The 19,152-nt window shown below is 42.0% G+C and carries 20 protein-coding genes, 1 rRNA gene and 1 other RNA gene; 21 read left to right on the top strand and 1 reads right to left on the bottom strand.

Annotated elements, in window-relative coordinates; translation table 11 throughout:
• The first annotated feature begins 2 nt into the window (after positions 1 to 2).
• The 7 genes from PV403_RS22745 (at position 3) to argS (ending at position 5,525) form a co-directional block, all read left to right on the top strand.
• On the top strand, positions 3 to 479 hold the full coding sequence (locus PV403_RS22745) for a Na+/H+ antiporter subunit E (RefSeq protein WP_332086072.1): 477 nt from the start codon (positions 3 to 5) through the stop codon (positions 477 to 479).
• Positions 479 to 763, top strand: a complete 285-nt coding sequence (locus PV403_RS22740) for a Na(+)/H(+) antiporter subunit F1 (protein ID WP_160034317.1) — start codon at positions 479 to 481, stop codon at positions 761 to 763. The genes PV403_RS22745 and PV403_RS22740 overlap by 1 nt, the downstream gene beginning before the upstream one ends.
• Positions 747 to 1,145: a monovalent cation/H(+) antiporter subunit G gene (gene mnhG, locus PV403_RS22735; RefSeq protein ID WP_213535795.1), complete on the top strand. Its 399-nt coding sequence runs from the start codon at positions 747 to 749 to the stop codon at positions 1,143 to 1,145. Before PV403_RS22740 ends, mnhG begins: the two co-directional genes overlap by 17 nt.
• A 295-nt stretch (positions 1,146 to 1,440) precedes the next feature.
• Complete coding sequence (speE, locus tag PV403_RS22730; RefSeq protein ID WP_213535804.1) at positions 1,441 to 2,268, top strand: polyamine aminopropyltransferase; 828 nt, start codon at positions 1,441 to 1,443, stop codon at positions 2,266 to 2,268.
• A 16-nt stretch (positions 2,269 to 2,284) separates the two neighbouring features.
• Entirely contained in the window at positions 2,285 to 3,154 is an 870-nt protein-coding gene (gene speB, locus PV403_RS22725; RefSeq protein WP_213535806.1) for an agmatinase, read from the top strand.
• Positions 3,155 to 3,421: 267 nt separating this feature from the next.
• Entirely contained in the window at positions 3,422 to 3,841 is a 420-nt protein-coding gene (locus tag PV403_RS22720; protein ID WP_213535808.1) for a DUF1934 domain-containing protein, read from the top strand.
• A gap of 4 nt (positions 3,842 to 3,845) precedes the next feature.
• Positions 3,846 to 5,525: an arginine--tRNA ligase gene (gene argS, locus PV403_RS22715; RefSeq protein WP_213535810.1), complete on the top strand. Its 1,680-nt coding sequence runs from the start codon at positions 3,846 to 3,848 to the stop codon at positions 5,523 to 5,525.
• 118 nt (positions 5,526 to 5,643) lie between these two features.
• On the opposite strand, the gene PV403_RS22710 is transcribed toward argS, so the two are convergent.
• Positions 5,644 to 6,798 carry a S8 family peptidase gene (locus PV403_RS22710; protein WP_213535812.1) on the bottom strand — a complete coding sequence of 385 codons (1,155 nt, stop codon included), beginning with the start codon at positions 6,796 to 6,798 and terminating at the stop codon, positions 5,644 to 5,646.
• Positions 6,799 to 7,212: 414 nt separating this feature from the next.
• On the opposite strand from PV403_RS22710, the gene rpoE reads away from it, so the two are divergent.
• The 14 genes from rpoE to PV403_RS22640 all read left to right on the top strand — a co-directional run.
• Positions 7,213 to 7,758: a DNA-directed RNA polymerase subunit delta gene (rpoE, locus tag PV403_RS22705; RefSeq protein WP_213535814.1), complete on the top strand. Its 546-nt coding sequence runs from the start codon at positions 7,213 to 7,215 to the stop codon at positions 7,756 to 7,758.
• A 331-nt stretch (positions 7,759 to 8,089) separates the two neighbouring features.
• A complete protein-coding gene (locus tag PV403_RS22700; RefSeq protein WP_213535816.1) occupies positions 8,090 to 9,700 on the top strand; it encodes a CTP synthase in 1,611 nt (536 codons plus the stop codon).
• 195 nt (positions 9,701 to 9,895) lie between these two features.
• On the top strand, positions 9,896 to 10,270 hold the full coding sequence (locus PV403_RS22695; RefSeq protein ID WP_332086071.1) for a response regulator: 375 nt from the start codon (positions 9,896 to 9,898) through the stop codon (positions 10,268 to 10,270).
• A gap of 189 nt (positions 10,271 to 10,459) precedes the next feature.
• A complete protein-coding gene (gene fba / locus PV403_RS22690; RefSeq protein WP_213535818.1) occupies positions 10,460 to 11,314 on the top strand; it encodes a class II fructose-1,6-bisphosphate aldolase in 855 nt (284 codons plus the stop codon).
• Positions 11,315 to 11,484: 170 nt separating this feature from the next.
• Positions 11,485 to 12,738, top strand: coding sequence for a UDP-N-acetylglucosamine 1-carboxyvinyltransferase (locus tag PV403_RS22685; protein WP_191804901.1), 1,254 nt, complete (start codon positions 11,485 to 11,487; stop codon positions 12,736 to 12,738).
• A 273-nt stretch (positions 12,739 to 13,011) separates the two neighbouring features.
• Positions 13,012 to 14,328, top strand: coding sequence for a transcription termination factor Rho (gene rho / locus PV403_RS22680; RefSeq protein WP_332086070.1), 1,317 nt, complete (start codon positions 13,012 to 13,014; stop codon positions 14,326 to 14,328).
• Between the two features lie 107 nt (positions 14,329 to 14,435).
• Complete coding sequence (gene rpmE, locus PV403_RS22675; RefSeq protein WP_160034343.1) at positions 14,436 to 14,633, top strand: 50S ribosomal protein L31; 198 nt, start codon at positions 14,436 to 14,438, stop codon at positions 14,631 to 14,633.
• A gap of 121 nt (positions 14,634 to 14,754) precedes the next feature.
• Positions 14,755 to 15,022, top strand: an RNA gene (gene ffs, locus PV403_RS22670) — signal recognition particle sRNA large type.
• Between the two features lie 206 nt (positions 15,023 to 15,228).
• Positions 15,229 to 16,962 carry a DNA polymerase III subunit gamma/tau gene (gene dnaX, locus PV403_RS22665; RefSeq protein WP_332086069.1) on the top strand — a complete coding sequence of 578 codons (1,734 nt, stop codon included), beginning with the start codon at positions 15,229 to 15,231 and terminating at the stop codon, positions 16,960 to 16,962.
• 41 nt (positions 16,963 to 17,003) lie between these two features.
• Positions 17,004 to 17,315 carry a YbaB/EbfC family nucleoid-associated protein gene (locus tag PV403_RS22660; protein ID WP_160034347.1) on the top strand — a complete coding sequence of 104 codons (312 nt, stop codon included), beginning with the start codon at positions 17,004 to 17,006 and terminating at the stop codon, positions 17,313 to 17,315.
• A gap of 30 nt (positions 17,316 to 17,345) precedes the next feature.
• On the top strand, positions 17,346 to 17,945 hold the full coding sequence (gene recR, locus PV403_RS22655; protein ID WP_213535826.1) for a recombination mediator RecR: 600 nt from the start codon (positions 17,346 to 17,348) through the stop codon (positions 17,943 to 17,945).
• 225 nt (positions 17,946 to 18,170) lie between these two features.
• Positions 18,171 to 18,482 (top strand): DUF2508 family protein, encoded by a 312-nt coding sequence (locus tag PV403_RS22650; protein WP_213535828.1) that lies wholly within the window; start codon positions 18,171 to 18,173, stop codon positions 18,480 to 18,482.
• A complete protein-coding gene (locus tag PV403_RS22645) occupies positions 18,479 to 18,751 on the top strand; it encodes a pro-sigmaK processing inhibitor BofA family protein (protein ID WP_213535829.1) in 273 nt (90 codons plus the stop codon). Before PV403_RS22650 ends, PV403_RS22645 begins: the two co-directional genes overlap by 4 nt.
• A 326-nt stretch (positions 18,752 to 19,077) precedes the next feature.
• Positions 19,078 to 19,152, top strand: a 16S ribosomal RNA gene (locus tag PV403_RS22640); the annotation flags it as partial.

The following is a 19,152-nucleotide window of genomic DNA, read 5'->3' as shown; positions in this document are numbered from 1 at the left end:
CGATGGCACGACAAATCATACTTAATCTGATCATCGCCTTCTTATGGATGCTTTTGAATCAATCCTGGACTGGAGCCGGTTTCGTGACAGGATATGTACTAGGTCTTTTGATTATTGGAATCTTCCGGCGCTTTTTCCCCACTCCGTTCTACCTTGTTCGTATCTGGGCTGTCATCAAACTGCTGAAAATGCTTCTAGTACAACTGTTCCGTTCGTCATTTCAGGTGATTGGGGCCATACTTAAACCGAAGCTCGATATTACCCCAGGTACTTTTAAGTATCGGACGGAGCTGACTTCGGACTTTGAAATTATGCTTTTATTTCTATTTATCTCTTTAACACCGGGGACACTTGCGCTGGAAATTTCAAAAAACAAACGCACCTTATATATCCATGCCTTTAACATGTCTGACGAAGAGGAAATGGTTTCAAGCATTCGGGATTCCTTTGAAAAAGCCATAATGGAGGTGACGAGATAATGCTGCAAGTTATTCTAAATATTTCTTTACTTCTATTAGGTATCTCAATAATCGGCTGTCTATATCGGATACTAAAAGGTCCTTCTATGGCAGATCGAATTACTGCACTCGACACGATAGGAATTCAGCTCATAGGAAGTGTGGCGGTTCTCTCTATGCTGCTTCATACACAGGCTTATGTAGATATTATTTTGCTTATTGGCATTTTGGCTTTCATTAGTACAGTCGCCTTTGCAAGATTTATCGAAAGGGGGGTCGTACTCGAAAATGATGACGATCTTTAGTATACTCATCGGTCTCTTAGTTCTGTTTGGTTCCATCATCAGTGTACTGAGCGCCTTTGGACTTATTCGACTTCCAGATGTTTATCTCCGTGCTCATGCTGCGACAAAGAGTACAACACTTGGGATTTTGTCTATCCTTTTTGGTAGTTTCTTGTTTTTTATTGTATTTGACGGGTATATAAGTGCAAGGCTTCTTTTAGGTATTCTGTTTGTGTTTATGACAGCCCCTGTTGCCGGTCATCTTAATGCTCGGGCAGCCTATCGTACAGACGTCCCGCTCTGGAAAGGAACCGTTCACGATGCACTTGCCCCTGTTCTTCGAGGGAAGAAGCGTATTTTAGCAGAGGAAGAAGAAGTATCAGTGGATGAAAAAGACCAATAAAAAGACGCAGAGTGAAATCTCTTCACAATATCTTTACAGTTATTTCTGGTTTAACGTATAATGCAAAAGTGCGTTTATAGGCATTTACGTTTAGTACAATATTTAGAAGTGAAACGGAATTCATACTGGTGCGAGCCAGGAACGTCTTTTCCATATCGCTTCGTAAACGCTGTTTACGATGGAGAACTCCAGCTGAGCTGGCCTAAATCATAGGAAACCCTTGCTATATAGGGCTATTTTACGGCGATCATATGACGGCTGAACACTTATTCTATTCGAGAGAAGGTAGTTAACGATGGAATTGTGGTTTACGGAGAAACAAACTGAAAATTTTGGTATTACAATGAAGATTAAAGAGACTTATGTAAGTGAGAAGACAGATTTTCAGGATTTGGCTATGGTAAAAACCGAAGAGTTCGGCAACATGCTTTTGCTTGATGGTATGGTAATGACAACAGAAAAAGACGAATTCGTATATCATGAAATGGTTGCGCATCCGGTTCTATATACACATCCAAACCCAGAACAGGTTCTTGTTGTTGGCGGCGGAGACGGCGGAGTTATTCGCGAAGTACTAAAACACCCGCAGGTGAAAAAGGCAGTCCTGGTTGATATCGATGGAAAAGTTATTGAATATTCCAAAAAATATTTGCCAAGCATTGCGGGTGGGCTAGAAGATCCTCGTGTTGAAGTGCTTGTAAACGATGGTTTCATGCACATTCATGATCATAAGAATACTTATGATGTTATTATGGTAGACTCCACTGAACCAGTGGGTCCTGCAGCTAATCTCTTTACACGTGGATTCTATCAAGGAATTTATGAAGCTTTAAAAGAGGATGGAATTTTTGTTGCTCAAACGGACAATCCTTGGTTTAAGGCAGATTTAATTCAAAGTGTGAACAAAGACGTGAAGGAAGTATTCCCGATTGTTCGTGTATACGCTGCGAATATCCCAACCTATCCAAGTGGACTGTGGACTTTCACTATGGGAAGCAAGAAATATGATCCGCTTGAAGTGGATGAGAGTGCAATTCCTGAAATGGATACAAAATACTATACACCGCGTCTTCACAAAGCAGCATTCGTACTGCCTAAATTTGTAGAAGATTTGATTAAATAGAGGAGGTCTTTTACAGATGAAGCTTGATCAAGCCTATTCAGGCAACGTGTTTATATGCAGTTCTGAAGATTATGCGGGAGCTAAAGCTGTTATTTATGGCATGCCTATGGATTACACGGTAAGCTTCCGCCCAGGTTCTCGTTTTGGCCCAGCACATATTCGTCAGGCTTCGGTTGGACTTGAGGAGTATAGTCCTTATCTCGATAAAAGTATTGTAGATATGAATTATTATGATGCAGGAGATTTATTGCTTCCTTTTGGTAATGCAAGCCGCAGTCTCGATGTGATTCGTGAATATGTCGAAGGTTTGCTTGCGGATGATAAAATTCCAGTTGGTCTAGGCGGAGAGCATCTCGTGACTTGGCCGGTAATTGAAGCAACTTATAAAAAATATCCTGATCTTGCGATCATTCATATTGACGCTCATGCTGATCTTCGTGATCAATATGAAGGAGAGCCGCTATCTCACTCTACTCCAATTCGTAAAGCTGCTGAGCTTATGGGTGGAAAGAATATCTATCAATTTGGTATCCGTTCCGGTTCCAGAGAAGAGTTCCAGTATGCACGTGAGCATATTAACTTCCATCCGTTCGATGTGGCCGAGCCGTTGAAGAAAGAACTTCCTTCTATGGGCAATCGACCTGTCTACGTTACCATTGATATTGATGTGCTTGATCCCTCTGCAGCACCGGGGACGGGGACAGCGGAGGCAGGCGGAATTACTTCTAAAGAACTTTTGGAAGCAATCCATGCGATTGCTGGATCAAATGTAAATGTGGTAGGTTTTGACGTGGTAGAAGTAGCTCCAATCTATGATCCTACACAGCAGACTCCGATTGTGGCAGCGAAGCTCCTTCGTGAGATGTTGCTTGGATTTGTGAAGTAAACTTTTTGCTTCCAAATCTTTATTTATTACGCAGATAAAAAATCTCCGTAAAGATTACACCCTTTAAACCTCCTGATTTTTTATTAGTCAGGGATTTAAGGGGTGTTTTTATGCGTGCCGTGCACAAATTCCTTGTTTCTATCAAGAATCAGGTTCTTTTTGTAGCTGCAGGCAGGATTTAAATTTGAACAATATCGGTAAACTATATAGAATATATAAAAGATGAATGAAGAAAGTACGCCTATGAATAGATGGGAGAAGAAAAAGATGTCAGTATGGAGTCCTGTCAAACTCCAAATTCACAGTGTCGCTGATGGTGAGAAAGTAAATCAGCAGGTTGTGGGTGAAGCTTTACGGAAAGGCAATGCCTTATATATACGGTATGTGGAAGAAGAACAGCTGCCTGGAAGTGAACCTATTCGTAATACGGTGAAGATAACAGATCATAGTGTAAAGCTGATTCGGCACGGTGGTGTAGAATCAGAGCAAACATTTGAACAGGGAAAAAGGCTGCCCGGTTTTTATCGTTCACCTTATAGTTCCTTTGCTTTATCTACCGATACGAAAGAGCTGTCTCTATCCTTGTCGAATTTATCGGGGAAGATTTCGTTCAGCTATGATTTATATGTATTTGAGGAACAATCAGGACAATTGTCTATTAGTATAGAAATTCAGGAGGATCAATAAAATCATGACACGCAATCCACTCGATCTAATTAACGAGCAGGTAACAAAAGGAATTCAAGAAGCCATAATTTCTGCAGGGCTGGTTACATCAGAAGAAATGCCGAGTATTGTACTTGAAGTACCAAAAGATAAGAATCATGGAGACCTTGCAACAAATGCAGCAATGCAGCTTACTCGTATTGCTAAGAAAAACCCTCGCATGATCGCTGAACAAATCATTGAACATCTGAATCTTTCCGATGCAGGGATTGAATCAGCAGAAATCGCGGGACCCGGATTCATTAATTTTCGTTTAACGAAAAGTTACTTGTATCCTATCGTTGAACTTGTTCAAGAACAAGGCGACGACTATGGACGGGTTAATCTGGGAGAAGGACGTAAAGTTCAAGTTGAGTTTGTTAGTGCGAATCCAACAGGAAGTCTTCATTTAGGCCATGCTCGCGGAGCAGCAGTAGGCGACGCTCTTTGTAATGTGCTTGATTTTGCAGGTTATGAAGTTACTCGTGAATACTATATTAATGACGCCGGTAACCAAGTATTTAATCTGAGCAAGTCTATTGAAGCCCGGTATCTTCAAGAGCTGGGTCAAGAAGTTGAGATGCCAGAAGACGGATACCATGGAGCTGATATTCGCGGTTTTGCTAAAGAGTTAATTGCGGAGAAAGGTTCTTCTCTTCTTGAAATGAGTCCAAGCGATCGTGCAGCATTTTTCAGAGACTATGGTTTAGAGAAAGAACTTGACAAAATCAAACGTGATCTAGGCCGATTCCGGGTGTCCTTCGATAATTGGTTCAGCGAGACTTCACTTTATGATAATGGTGCAGTACTTAACGCACTGGATGAACTTCGCGAACGGAATGAGATTTTTGAAGAAGAAGGAGCAACTTGGCTCGAAACTACGAAATATGGCGATGATAAGAACCGGGTGCTTATTAAGAATGATGGTACCTATACTTATCTGACTCCAGACATTGCTTATCACCGTGATAAGTATGCTCGCGGATATGATACCATGATTAATATTTGGGGCGCTGATCATCATGGATATATTCCAAGAATGAAAGCGGCAATGGAAGCACTCGGTAATGATCCGGATAAGTTGATCGTATTGATTGCTCAAATGGTCAGCTTGTTCCAAGATGGCGAGAAAGTAAAAATGTCCAAGCGTACAGGTAAAGCGGTAACGATGGAAGATTTGATGGATGAAGTGGGCGTAGATGCAATTCGCTACTTCTTTACAATGCGCAGTATGGATTCTCATCTTGATTTTGATATGGATTTGGCAATTTCCACTTCGAATGAAAACCCAGTATTCTATGTTCAATATGCACATGCTCGTGTATGCAGCGTGTATCGTCAGGCAGAAGAGCAAGGAATAACGGTTTATCCAGTGCGTGATGTTGATCTATCCAAGCTGACTTCAGAACATGAATACAACTTGCTTCGCAAGCTTGGTGAGTTCCCTGAAGAAATTGCAACCGCAGCAAAAGGACATGCACCACACCGTATCGTTCGTTATGTATATGAACTGGCCTCTATGTTCCACAGTTATTACAAAGCTGAACGAGTAATTACGGATGATGCAGAACAAACACAAGCTCGTCTTGCTCTGCTCGGTGCAGTACGTATCGTAATTAAGAATGCTTTGAAGCTAGTAGGCGTAAGCGCTCCGGAAAAAATGTAAGAACGTTTAGGTATCTGCTGAAAATAGATAAAACCCTCCTTTGAACGGGAGGGTTTTTTGTGGTTTCAAGTTTCCATGAAATTACCATAGCCCGGTGCTATTAAGCTGTTTATGAAATTCATAATTTCATTCCTTCCCGAAGAAGGCGCAGTGCATGCAGTTCTCCGCCTTGTTCAGCCCCTCTTGTGGCCTTACGGGAACGCAAAGGGGTTGCCGTTTTCCTGATTAGATTTTTGATCTCATCAGGAGATAAGCCGGGTCTCTCCGCCATAAGTAAGGCGATTGCCCCGCTCACATGCGAAGTTGCCATCGATGTTCCGCTCATTTCATGATATCTTCCCTGTACCCAGCAGGAGTTTATATTTTTCCCAGGTGCATAGATATCTACATGTGGACCTCGGTTGCTGAATTCAGCTATATGCCGATTCTCATCTGATGCCCCTACCGAAATGGTTTGAGCATATCTTGCTGGATAATCAATGCTTCTTCGTTTGCCATCATTTCCTGAAGATGCAACGATAACAATACCTTGTTTGGTGGCTCTGTTAACGACATCCAGGAGTGCCTTGCTCTTCGTTCTCATACCAAAGCTCATATTAATGATATCTACTCGGTTCCGGACGCACCAATCAATCCCGAGAATGATATCTGATACATAGGCAGAGCCTTGATTGTCAAAAGCCTTAACCGGATAAATAACAGATCTCGGCGCCACACCTATAATTCCTTCCATGCTGTTCGCTGCTGCGATCGTTCCTGCAATATGAGTGCCATGTCCGTTATCATCAAGCGGGAGCATATTCCTATTCAGCAAGTTGATTCCTCTAGCTAATGAATGTCTAAGATCAGGATGCTGATAATCAGCTCCAGTATCAATGACGGCAATTTTAATTTTATGTCCCGTTGAAGTAGACCATGCCTTAGGTGCTCGGATCTGTTTTACTCCCCAAGGGACACCCAGACTGTTTTCTGGTTTTGGGATTCGAGCAGAAGCGGAGTGGACCTTGATTTTGGTGTCCTGTTCAATAGTAACTTCGCTGTGAGAGTGAATTAGCCTTGAGGAGGAGGGGAGAGGAACAATGAGCGCTCTTATTAAATGCGAGGCACGTATATACTGGAGCTTGCTGAGGGAAGGTTTCATTTTACGTAACTGATCTAGGCAGTCCCAGTATTGGTGTGGTTTCATAAAACGGATAATTTGATGTCTTCCGGCTGGGCGGGAGGTGTGCTCAATTTCATTATGGATCATTTTTAAAAATGTGGAATAGTCCATTTTGGGAAATCCCCCTCTGGATGCCATGCTTGAGGTATACTATGAGGAAGACATCCGAACTGCATGGGAAACCCGCCTGTTTTTTTTAATAAATAGGCCCTTTGGTTCGTGTCAAAATGGAAGTATACTCATACTATACATGGAGAGCTTCATAGCTCTTGCGGGGACCCGTAGAAGAGTATTTCTTCAGGGCGGATACAGTCAGAAGGCGGGGGAGGGACCTCCGTCTTTTTTATCTTAGGATTCGCTTTCAAAGAAGCGAAATTGTTTTTGCAAGATATCTCCTTACATAAAACTTGCATTTTAGTGCTAAATAGGTTTTACTTATGTTTGTTAATGGATATGTTAGATATAGATCCAAGTTATTGAAACGAAAAAAGTCAGTGAATTATGTGTGAGAGGAAGTGTCCGCAAGTGAGTACCTCACTCAAATTAAAATTAGATCCAGAGCAAATTCGTGAGATGCCGTTAGTTGACTTGGCATTTATGGTACTGAAAGCAGTCAATACACCGATGTACTACCGTGATCTTATGCAAGAGGTAGCTAAACAACGTGGTTTGAATGCTGCAGAATCAAATGATGTCATCGCTCAGCTATATACCGAAATCAATATTGATGGTCGTTTTGCCTATGTAGGCACTAATCTTTGGGGTTTGAAGCGTTGGTACCCAATAGATAAGTCTGAGGACGGTGTAACAGGTACGAAACGTCCAAGAATCATCAATGACGACGATGATGATGATGAGGAATATGTTGAGGAAGAAGATACACTAGACACATTTGCAAGTGAAAAAGAAGATTTCGACAGTCCAGATGAAGACGAAGACGAAGATGAAGATCTCTTTGATGACGACTCTGATGAGGAAGAAGAAATTATCGGTGATGAAGAGCTTGATGAAGAGGACGACCTGGAAGAAGACGACGATGATTCTTCAGAAGATGAAGACGAGTTAAATTAGTCCAAAACCTAGTCTTATAAAGTCTGTGAACATCCTTGACAAAAGATCATGCAAACGAGTAAACTATTGCATGGGCTTATGATTGAACGACAATAATTACACTTGTTTTTATATAAAAAAGTGCCCCGTTTTTTTCGGGTGTGCTTTTTTGTTTTTTATAGGGGAAGTTGATAGGTAAGAAAATGGACCGCCTTGAACGTGGAGGCGGGATGTTTTTTTGCAAGCAATTTTTGCATTTTCCCTTTTTTACGATGATAACCTGAAAAATGGGTTAGGATAACATCATAATGTCGCCTGATTTTAACGGACTTTTAATAGGAGGGTATTAGTAGTGACAACAAAGTATATTTTCGTGACGGGCGGGGTTGTTTCTTCCCTGGGCAAAGGGATTACGGCTGCATCTCTTGGGAGATTGCTCAAGAACAGAGGACTTAAAGTAACCATTCAAAAATTTGATCCATACATCAACGTGGACCCAGGAACAATGAGTCCTTATCAGCATGGTGAAGTGTTTGTTACAGATGATGGTGCGGAGACAGACCTTGACCTTGGACACTATGAGCGTTTTATCGATATTAATCTGTCCAAGAACAGCAATGTGACGACAGGTAAGGTATACTCATCTGTTATTAGTAAAGAACGCCGCGGAGAATATCTGGGTGGTACGGTACAAGTTATTCCTCATATTACGAACGAAATTAAGGAACGTGTTTTACGTGCAGGTCGTGAAGCGGGATCGGATGTTGTTATTACTGAAATCGGCGGAACTGTAGGCGATATCGAGAGTCTGCCGTATCTCGAAGCCATTCGTCAACTCAAAGGTGATGTAGGCCGCGACAATGTAATGTATATTCATGTTACGTTAATTCCTTTTATTAAAGCTGCTGGCGAAATCAAAACAAAACCGACACAGCACAGTGTAAAAGAACTGCGCAGTATCGGTATACAGCCTAATGTTATCGTCTGCCGTACGGAGCAAGAGCTGTCTGCAGATGTTAAGGCTAAGCTAGCTCTTTTCTGTGATATTGATCCTCACGCTGTGGTGGAATGCCGCGATGCAAGTACTCTATATGACGTTCCTTTGATTTTGCGTGAAGAGGGTCTTGATGAGATCGTAGTAAACCATCTGAAGCTGACTACTCCTTTGCCAGATATGAGCGAGTGGGAAAATCTCGTTAGCCAAATTAAAAAACTGGAAAGAACTGTGGAGATTGCGATTGTTGGTAAGTATGTTGCCCTTCATGATGCCTATCTCAGTGTTGTTGAATCTCTTTCCCACGCAGGATTTGCTGCGAATTCAGATGTTAAACTTCGCTGGGTTAATGCAGAAGAAATTACAGATGAGAACGTAGATGAGCTTCTGCACGGCATCGGCGGTATCTTGGTACCAGGCGGCTTTGGTGATCGCGGTATCGAAGGTAAAGTATCTGCCATCCGTTATGCTCGTGAGAATAAAATTCCATTCTTCGGCATTTGTCTTGGAATGCAAGTATCTGTAATTGAATATGCACGTTCCGTAGTGGGACTTACAGATGCAAACAGCTCTGAAATTAACCCTTCTACAGAGTTCCCTGTAATCGATCTTCTTCCTGAGCAGAAGGATATTGAAGATATGGGTGGTACGATGCGACTTGGACTATACCCTTGTAAGTTGCAAGATGGTTCTCTTGCAGCAGCATGTTACCAAGATGAACTGGTATACGAAAGACATCGTCACCGGTACGAGTTTAACAATCAATATCGTGAAATGATTGAAAATGCGGGTCTTGTTATTTCTGGTACTTCACCAGATGGCCGTCTCGTAGAAATTGTGGAACTGCCAGAACATCCTTGGTTCTTGTCTGTTCAATTCCATCCGGAATTCATTTCACGTCCAAATCGTCCGCACCCTCTTTTCCGTGAATTTGTAAAAGCATCTCTTACTCATTCGGAGAACTTGTAGAGATCGGAACAAAGTCCCAGAACGGGCTTTGATTAATATAGATAAAAAAGACCCCAGCCTGGGGTCTTTTTTGTTTGAGCAAGAGAAGCAGGATTTACCGGAGAAAGGTAGAATCTTTAAATAAATAACCTAATGGTCATTTAGGTAAGAATGATGAGCGGGTAGAATCGATAGATAAGATCGCAGGAGGTTTAGATGAATAATAAAAAGGTGCTCATTGTCGATGATCAAAATGGAATTCGAATTTTGCTCATGGAGGTATTTAACAGTGAAGGGTATACAACTTATCAAGCAGCTAATGGTAAAGTCGCCCTTGAGATCGTTGAGAAGCATACGCCTGATCTTGTCCTGTTAGATATGAAAATCCCTGGAATGGATGGTCTGGAGATTCTTAAACATATTAAGGAAATGAATCCATCCATAAAAGTGATTATGATGACGGCATATGGAGAACTAGATATGATTAAAGAAGCTACAGAGCTGGGTGCACTTATGCATTTTACGAAGCCTTTTGATATTGATGAGATGCGTGTTGCGGTAAATATGCAGCTCAGCGGGGTAAACGCATAGTAAGGAAGGTGTATGAAGTTCTGTCTTCCTGGGCAGGATTTTTTGTAGTGGGTTTTTCCGTGTGGAAAAGAGCACAGCTATTTTTATTGCCTATGTTTAGTATTTGACATGGGATGTGGTATAATAAGTCTCGTATGTGAAGTCGGCTTTAAACCATAGACAAACAATCATTTTAGGAGGATTTAAACCATGCCATTAGTATCTATGACAGACATGTTGAACAAAGCACTTGAAGGTAAATATGCAGTTGGACAATTTAACATCAACAACCTTGAGTGGACTCAAGCAATCTTGGGTGCAGCTGAACAAGAAAAATCTCCAGTAATTCTGGGTGTTTCTGAAGGTGCAGCTCGTCACATGGGCGGTTTCTATACCGTTGTAAAAATGGTGGAAGGTCTTATGCACGATATGAAAATTTCCGTGCCTGTAGCTATTCACCTGGACCATGGTTCCAGCTTTGATAAATGTAAAGAAGCGATTGACGCTGGTTTCACTTCCGTTATGATCGATGGATCTCACCATCCAATCGACGAGAACGTTCAAATCACAAAACAAGTGGTTGAATATGCTCACTCCAAAGGTGTTTCTGTTGAAGCAGAAGTTGGTATCGTTGGTGGACAAGAGGATGATGTTGTTGGTGAAGTAATGTACGCGAAACTTGACGATTGCCTGCGCATCGTTAACGAAACAGGTATCGATACACTAGCTCCAGCTCTTGGTTCTGTACACGGTCCTTACAAAGGCGAACCAAACCTTGGATTTAAAGAAATGGAAGAAATTTGCAATGCAGTTCACACTCCACTTGTTCTTCATGGTGGTACAGGTATTCCTGAGCATGACATCAAAAAAGCGATCTCTTTGGGAACATCCAAAATCAATGTAAACACGGAGAACCAAATCGCATTTGCTAAAGTTGTTCGCGAAGTTCTTGCTGCTAAACCAGATGCTTACGATCCTCGTACGTTCATTCAACCAGGACGTGAAGCAATCAAAGAAACGGTTATTGGAAAAATGCGCGAGTTTGGATCCAACAACAAAGCATAAGATTGCTCTTTAAATTAATAATATAGCTATTAATGGAAACACACCGCTTAGTCGGTGTGTTTCCATTTTTAATACAATTTTTAATTCGTGATAAGGATATGTTATACTAACTTTGCCAATTAGAACTATTTTTTCGGCTAGAAGTGATTTCTAGGGGGACCCTTTACCTTATGGAAAAATTAATGATTAGTGGTGGACGTCCACTACAAGGTACCGTTACGATCAGCGGTGCTAAAAACAGTGCGATTGCACTGATTCCGGCAGCGATTTTAGCCGAATCAGAAGTTATACTTGATAATTTACCTTTACTCAGTGATGTTGCCGTTTATTCCGAAATTCTTGAAGAACTTGGTGCAAATGTTTCATGGGAAGGCAACCAGATGAGAATTGATCCTACACACATTATCTCGCTGCCGATGCCTAATGGTCCCGTTAAGAAACTTCGTGCTTCCTACTATATGATGGGAGCGATGCTTGGTCGTTTTAAGGAAGCGGTTATTGGACTTCCTGGAGGATGTAACTTTGAGCCTCGGCCAATTGACCAACATATCAAAGGATTTGAAGCTCTGGGCGCTACGGTTACTAATGAGCATGGAGCCATCCATCTTCATGCCAAGGAATTAAAAGGCGCTAAGATCTATTTGGACGTTGTTAGTGTAGGAGCAACTATTAATATTATGCTTGCGGCCACTCGTGCCAAAGGCTCTACAATTATCGAAAATGCGGCTAAAGAGCCTGAGATTATAGATGTAGCAACACTTTTAAATTCTATGGGTGCTTCGATTAAGGGAGCGGGTACAGAGACGATTCGGATTGAAGGCAAGTCGGAACTTCGAGGCTGCCGTCACTCTATTATCCCTGACCGTATCCAAGCAGGAACCTATATGATCGCGGCAGCAGCGACACGTGGAAATGTTCTTATTGACAATGTCATTCCTAAACATCTGGAAGCATTAACAGCGAAGCTGATTGAGATGGGTGTTGGGATTGAGGAACTTGACGAGAGCATTCGAGTTATTGGAAAAGAGAAGTATGAGAGCATTGACGTTAAGGCGCTTGTTTATCCGGGCTTCGCAACGGACTTGCAATCACCAATGACGAGTTTACTGACGCAGGCAGATGGAGTCAGTGTGCTGAGCGACTTTGTTTATAGCAACCGTTTTAAACATGTTCCTGAACTAGCCCGAATGGGTGCAAAGATACGAGTCGAGGGACGCTCTGCAATAATAGAAGGACATCCACTTAATGCAGCGAAAGTAAAAGCAACAGATTTACGTGCCGGTGCTGCGTTAGTTATTGCTGGACTGACTGTAAGTGAAGGAATAACAGAAGTTACCGGAGTAGAGTTTATCGATCGGGGTTATGATCATCTGGTTACCAACTTGAGAGAGCTTGGTGCTGACGTTTGGCGACAGAATGACTAAGAAGTGATCCTTATTTTCATAAGGGGTATAAAACTTATGTAAGAAGTATATCTTCGGTTGAATATCCCTTGTGAAAATGGGTAAACCTAATTTAATAGATTTGTTTATTACAATGTATGAAAGCGCGGAACATATCATTTGCAATATACAGGGTATTTTCCGTACAATGGAGAGTAAGAGCATCTGAATGCAATTCATGAGCTTATAATAAAAGGCTGCACCGTCAGCTGTTCTCCTTACAACGGACTTAATAATTGAATAGGTGGTTATTTTATGGATCTACAAATTTCTGATCTGGAGGTAATGAAGCTAACCGATTTGTACAAGTTAGCAAAAAAGTACCAGATCCCTTATTATGGGCAGCTCAAGAAGAAGGAACTCGTTTTCGCTATTCTTCGTGCACAAGCAGAACAAAGCGGACTTATGTTTATGGAGGGTGTTCTAGAAATTTTGCCTGAAGGTTATGGTTTTCTTCGCCCGATAAACTATTTGCCAAGTAAAGAAGATATTTATATTTCTGCTTCACAAATTCGTAAATTTGATTTAAGGACAGGAGATCTTGTATCAGGTAAATGTCGAACTCCTAAAGAGAATGAGCGATATTTTGGGCTATTGCAAGTCAATGCTGTTAATGGTCAAAGTCCTGATCTTGCCGCAGAAAGACTCCATTTTCCAGCCTTAACTCCTCTATATCCACAGAAAAAGCTAACGCTTGAAACATCCCCGACGAATTTATCTACCCGAATTATGGATGTGCTTGCTCCCGTAGGATTGGGACAGCGCGGTCTTATCGTTGCTCCACCCAAAGCGGGAAAAACGCTTCTTCTGAAAGAGATTGCAAACAGTATTTCAACCAACAATCCGGAAATCGAATTATTTGTACTACTGATTGATGAACGTCCTGAAGAAGTAACGGATATGCAGCGTTCTGTAAAAGGGGAAGTGGTAGCATCCACTTTTGATGAACTGCCGGAAAATCATATTAAAGTAGCTGAACTTGTACTTGAGCGTGCTTTACGTTTAGTAGAAGCTAAAAAAGATGTCGTAATTCTTTTAGATAGCATCACCCGTCTTGCGCGTGCATACAACCTGGTCATTCCTCCTTCTGGACGAACACTCAGCGGCGGTATTGATCCGGCAGCATTCCATCGTCCTAAACGGTTCTTCGGTTCGGCTCGTAACGTAGAAGAGGGTGGAAGTTTAACTATTTTGGCTACAGCTCTGATTGATACGGGCTCCCGGATGGATGATATTATTTATGAAGAGTTTAAGGGTACGGGCAATATGGAACTTCACTTGGACCGCAAACTTGCGGAGCGTCGTATTTTCCCAGCCATCGATATTCGTCGTTCTGGTACACGCCGGGAAGAAGTTCTCCTTAGCAAAGAAGAACTCGATGCGATCTGGGCTGTACGTAAAAATATGAATGAAAGTCATGACTTTGTGGAAGGTTTCCTTAAAAAGCTGCGTAATACCAAGACGAATACAGAATTCCTGGCTTCGCTTGATACAGCGGGTCAAAATACGAATACAGGAAGCGGTGCACCACGCCGATCGAACCGGACAACAACAGCTTCAGCGACAACGTAAATCTGGGCTAAGGGATTGCATTTGTAAAATGTACATGCTATAATTTACTTTGTGTTCTTAATAACTCTGGATCCGCATGAGGTTCAGGGCAAGAAGAGGTGAAAGTCATGAATGAAGCGATTCAACCAAAATATCACATAACTACAGCTACTTGCGCTTGTGGTAACACATTTGAAACGGGTTCTGTTAAAGAATCACTGCGTGTAGAGGTTTGCTCCGCATGTCACCCGTTCTTCACTGGTAAACAGAAATTCCTGGATGCTGGTGGTCGTGTTGATAGATTTAAGAAAAAATACGGTATCTAATTTTGATATGAGGCTTGCGTTTCTACGCTTGCCTCATTTTTGTTTTTTTGGAGATAAGTAAATAATGGGATGGGTCATAATCGGTTGCAATTTTGCTTGTCATGCGATATAATTGTTTTCACCGTGCTAGATGGGGAGGTAGCGGTGCCCTGTAACTCGCAATCCGCTGTAGCGAGGTTGAATTCCTGTTAGAGGTTTTGTCGATGTGAGGTTTGGTCTCTGCATGCAATGTTGACGGCTGGGTCCTCCGCAATGAGTACTTGTGAACTTGGTCAGGTCCGGAAGGAAGCAGCCATAAGCAAGACCACTCTTGTGCCGGAGGGGTGCCTAACCCGAGTTGTTATGCAGGGGTGCCGCTTGGATCGCAATTATCGATAACAGGTGCACGGTTCTATTTTTTAAATCAACTAAAGAATATGTTATATAGAAAACGGACATCTTTGCATATATTTGCAAGGATTTTTTTGTTTTTATAGGGCAAAATGAAAGGCTATTTTATACGTAGCTGCTTTTAAAGTTTTGATTGAGCAGGGAATATAGTATAATGAAGCCACGACAAAAGGTCACGAGACATGTGGAAAGAGGGTAAAGCACAGTGGAACATATTGCGTTGTACCGTGCTTGGCGGCCTCAGTCGTTTCAAGATATGGTTGGACAACAGCATATTATTCAGACCTTACAGAATGCCATTCGTGAACAGCGGATTTCGCATGCGTATTTATTCAGTGGTCCACGAGGAACAGGGAAGACAAGTGCGGCCAAAATTTTGGCCAAAGCTGTTAACTGTGAACGTGGCCCAAGCACTGAGCCGTGCAATGAATGTGAAGCGTGCCTTCGAATTACATCTGGAGCAGTGATGGATGTTCAAGAGATTGACGCGGCCTCTAACCGAGGGGTTGAAGAAATTCGTGATCTTCGCGAAAAAGTAAAGTATGCTCCAACGGAGGTTCGTCATAAAGTGTACATCATCGATGAGGTACACATGCTGACGACAGAAGCATTTAATGCACTTCTTAAAACGCTTGAAGAACCGCCGCCGCACGTGATGTTTATTTTAGCAACAACAGAGCCTCACAGACTTCCTGCAACGATTATCTCTCGCTGTCAGCGGTTTGATTTTCGCCGAGTTTCGCTGGAGGAACAGACAGAGCGTCTTGCTTTAATCTGTAAAGAAGAGGAGATTACTGCTGAGGAAGAGGCGCTTCAGTATATTGCCCGTCTTTCGGACGGAGGTATGCGGGATGCGCTGAGTATTCTTGATCAGGTATCTTCCTTTACAGGAGGACAAGTGACTTACAGTCAAACGCTGGATATGACCGGCGGCTTGCCAGCAGAACAGTTTGGTAAACTTGCTCAGTTTCTTCTAAAGGGAGAAGTGGGTGAGGTGCTGCAGACGGTAGAGCAGTTCATGCAAGAAGGAAAAAGTGCAGACAAGAGTATGGAGAACCTTCTTTATTATTTCCGAGATCTTCTCCTGATCAAAATGGTTCCTAATGCGGAACATATGACGGATCGTGTACTTGACCCATCCTCTTTTAAAGAAATGGCAGAGGCATTTTCGAGAGAACAACTTTTTTATATTATTGATACACTGAATCGTTATCAAAGTGAAATGAAATATGCGGCACAGCCGCAGACGTTGTTTGAAGTAGCACTTCTAAAATTGTGCAGTCTTCCTAAGGGTGCAGGTGAGTCTGCTTCTGAGGCAGGAGGGGGCGCTGCGGTAAGTTCTTCTGAGTTAACTGCAATGAAACGACAAATTGCAGAACTTGAGCGGAAACTTGAGAAAGCATTGAAGAATGGCGGTGTAGCGACTGCGAATCAAAATTCAGCAGCTCCGGCGCGATCGAATCGTCCTACACCTTCAAGATCCTCAGGGGTAGCCAAAATACCGCCTCATATGGATCAATATATTGCTGAGAAGGACAGTGCAGAATTCACTGATATCAGCAAAAAATGGAGTCAAATCCTCCAGCGTGTGAAAGAGGAAAAAGTGACGGTCCACGCCTGGTTTGTGGATGGAGAACCTGTGTCTGTTCTAAATGATGCAGTTTTAGTTGCTTTTAAGAACAACATTCACCGTGAAACGACAGAGAAACCAGCAAACAAACAAGTGATTGAGAGTGTTCTTGAGCAGGTGGTTGGAAGACCGCTTCGGCTTGTTACTATGCTGCAAAAAGATTGGCTCGCCGCGATTGAAGGTTCCTCTGATCCGAAAAAGGAAGAAGAGTTCACGCTTGAAATGGAACAGGTAGATGGAAAAAAGGAGCCTTGGATTGACGAGGCACTTGAGCTTTTTGGTGAGAAATTGGTTATCATTAAAGAATGAAACTCTAAATCAAATATAACCCAATTAGGAGATGATGAACGATGAATAACATGAACCAGATGATGAAGCAAGTGAAGAAGATGCAGGAACAAATGCTGAAAGCTCAAGAAGAGCTTGGAACAAAAACAGTAGTGGGTACCTCTGGCGGCGGTGTAGTAACTGCAGAAGTTAATGGTCATAAAAAACTGACTTCCATCACAATTAAACCAGAAGCTGTAGATCCAGAAGACGTAGAAATGCTGCAAGACCTGGTTATGGCTGCAGTAAATGATGCAATGACTAAAGCTGATGAGTTGGCTAACCAAGATATGGGTAAATTCACAAACGGCATGAAAATCCCTGGTTTGTTCTAAATTGAATTGATCTAGAAGGAGAATGTAATTTTGTATTATCCTGAACCGATCGCGAAACTTATAGATGCGTTTACTCGTCTACCTGGCATTGGCCCCAAAACGGCGGCACGCCTGGCTTTTCATGTACTGAAGATGAATGAAGACGATGTGATCGATTTTGCTAAGGCGCTGGTTAGTGTGAAGAGAAATCTTCATTACTGTTCGGTATGCTGTAACATTACAGATACAGATCCTTGCCGAATATGCCAAGATAAATCCCGCGACCCTTCTGTCATTTGTGTAGTTCAGGACTCGAAAGACCTGGTGGCTATGGAACGGACAAAAGAATTCGATGGTTACTATCATGTACTTCAAGGAGCGATATCTCCTATGGAGGGAATCGGTCCCGACGATATCAAACTTAAAGAACTGCTTATGAGACTGAGTGATGAGCGGGTCAAAGAATTGATACTTGCAACCAATCCTAATATTGAGGGAGAGGCTACAGCGATGTATATCTCAAGGCTGGTTAAGCCTTTTGAAATTGTGGTGAGCCGGATTGCTCACGGACTTCCTGTGGGCGGCGATTTGGAGTATGCAGATGAAGTGACTTTGTCGAAGGCGCTTGAAGGACGGCGCCAGTTGCATTAGTGTACCGTGAACTTAATATGATGAATTATAAAAAAGCTCCCCATTGGGGAGCTTTTTTGGTTCTAAGGTGATCTCTCCTGCGATATGAATGGAATAACGTTAGCTTTTTACATGATTGCTTTGTTGAGAAGGACGAGCATTCATGGATCAGTCACTGTGTATCTGTTTCATTTCAATCATTCTTGCTTCAAGAATGATATAAGGACAAGAGCGGGAGGGGTCATTATGGTTAGTTGGATAAAGTCTATGAGATTTAAAAGCGGGAACTTGTTAAATGAAAGGGTAGAGATACAAAAGGAGATTTTCGAAGACATTAAAAAATCGCATGAAGAGTGGAAAGCGGCGCATTGTATGTTTGAAGAAGCGGTAGAGCAAGATCAAATTGATTATGCCATTTTTATTCTTGAGGCTGCAGAGCGTAGATATCAAATGCATCTTAGAAGAGCTAAGAACTATGGAGTTGTAGGGTCGACTCAAGATTGTGTGAATGATACTCCTTATAATAACCTTGCTAAAAGAGTGGAGGGTTCACATTGAGGGATGTAATTCTTTGGGGAGTTTTATCGGTTTCCTTACTGCTGATACTGATTATTGTATTTAGAAAGAAAATTGGGCTGGGCTGGATCTCCTCATTTGGCCTTCATTTAGTTCTTGCCTCTCTTGGGATTTATGTAATTAACTATTCTGGTTTAACCGGAGATATGTATATACCCATAAACCCTACAACCATAGGGACGGTGACCGTATTAGGACTGCCTGGAGTGGGACTTTTATTAGGTTTAAAATATTCTTTATTTAGTAGTTGACTTTAGTACTAACTATATGATAAATTATATCTCGGCCCTAAAAAAGAGAATTTAATTAGAACTGAAGCTGAGAGATCAGTGAAAAAGAAAATTAAAAAAACTCTTGACATGAAGGTAGCCGACATGATATATTATAAAGGTCGCTGAAACAAAGCGATTCACGAAAAAACTTGATCTTTGAAAACTGAACAACGAGGAGTTTTACGCAAGTAAAACTCGTGAGTGAATTAATACAAATTTCATTTGTTGGTCATAACAAATGAAATAGAGAACGTTAAGTTCTCGTCAGCATTTTCTAAATGAGCTTATCGCTCTTTTCAATAACTTTATTGGAGAGTTTGATCCTGGCTCAGGACGAACGCTGGCGGCGTGCCTAATACATGCAAGTCGAGCGGAGTCGA

Origin of the sequence: Paenibacillus sp. GYB006, assembly GCF_036577645.1 — a bacterium.
Taxonomy (GTDB): Bacteria; Bacillota; Bacilli; order Paenibacillales; family Paenibacillaceae; genus Paenibacillus.
The sequence above is the reverse complement of the archived record's forward strand: the minus strand, read 5'-3'. Positions and strand labels throughout refer to the sequence as shown.

Excerpts from the sequence above, each read along its gene's own strand:
- PV403_RS22745 (WP_332086072.1), top strand. The coding sequence starts at position 3 with ATGGCACGACAAATCATACTTAATCTGATCATCGCCTTCTTATGGATG.
- PV403_RS22740 (WP_160034317.1), top strand. The coding sequence starts at position 479 with ATGCTGCAAGTTATTCTAAATATTTCTTTACTTCTATTAGGTATCTCA.
- mnhG (WP_213535795.1), top strand. The coding sequence starts at position 747 with ATGATGACGATCTTTAGTATACTCATCGGTCTCTTAGTTCTGTTTGGT.
- speE (WP_213535804.1), top strand. The coding sequence starts at position 1,441 with ATGGAATTGTGGTTTACGGAGAAACAAACTGAAAATTTTGGTATTACA.
- speB (WP_213535806.1), top strand. The coding sequence starts at position 2,285 with ATGAAGCTTGATCAAGCCTATTCAGGCAACGTGTTTATATGCAGTTCT.
- PV403_RS22720 (WP_213535808.1), top strand. The coding sequence starts at position 3,422 with ATGTCAGTATGGAGTCCTGTCAAACTCCAAATTCACAGTGTCGCTGAT.
- argS (WP_213535810.1), top strand. The coding sequence starts at position 3,846 with ATGACACGCAATCCACTCGATCTAATTAACGAGCAGGTAACAAAAGGA.
- PV403_RS22710 (WP_213535812.1), bottom strand. The coding sequence starts at position 6,798 with ATGGACTATTCCACATTTTTAAAAATGATCCATAATGAAATTGAGCAC.
- PV403_RS22695 (WP_332086071.1), top strand. The coding sequence starts at position 9,896 with ATGAATAATAAAAAGGTGCTCATTGTCGATGATCAAAATGGAATTCGA.
- fba (WP_213535818.1), top strand. The coding sequence starts at position 10,460 with ATGCCATTAGTATCTATGACAGACATGTTGAACAAAGCACTTGAAGGT.
- PV403_RS22685 (WP_191804901.1), top strand. The coding sequence starts at position 11,485 with ATGGAAAAATTAATGATTAGTGGTGGACGTCCACTACAAGGTACCGTT.
- rho (WP_332086070.1), top strand. The coding sequence starts at position 13,012 with ATGGATCTACAAATTTCTGATCTGGAGGTAATGAAGCTAACCGATTTG.
- rpmE (WP_160034343.1), top strand. The coding sequence starts at position 14,436 with ATGAATGAAGCGATTCAACCAAAATATCACATAACTACAGCTACTTGC.
- PV403_RS22660 (WP_160034347.1), top strand. The coding sequence starts at position 17,004 with ATGAATAACATGAACCAGATGATGAAGCAAGTGAAGAAGATGCAGGAA.
- PV403_RS22650 (WP_213535828.1), top strand. The coding sequence starts at position 18,171 with ATGGTTAGTTGGATAAAGTCTATGAGATTTAAAAGCGGGAACTTGTTA.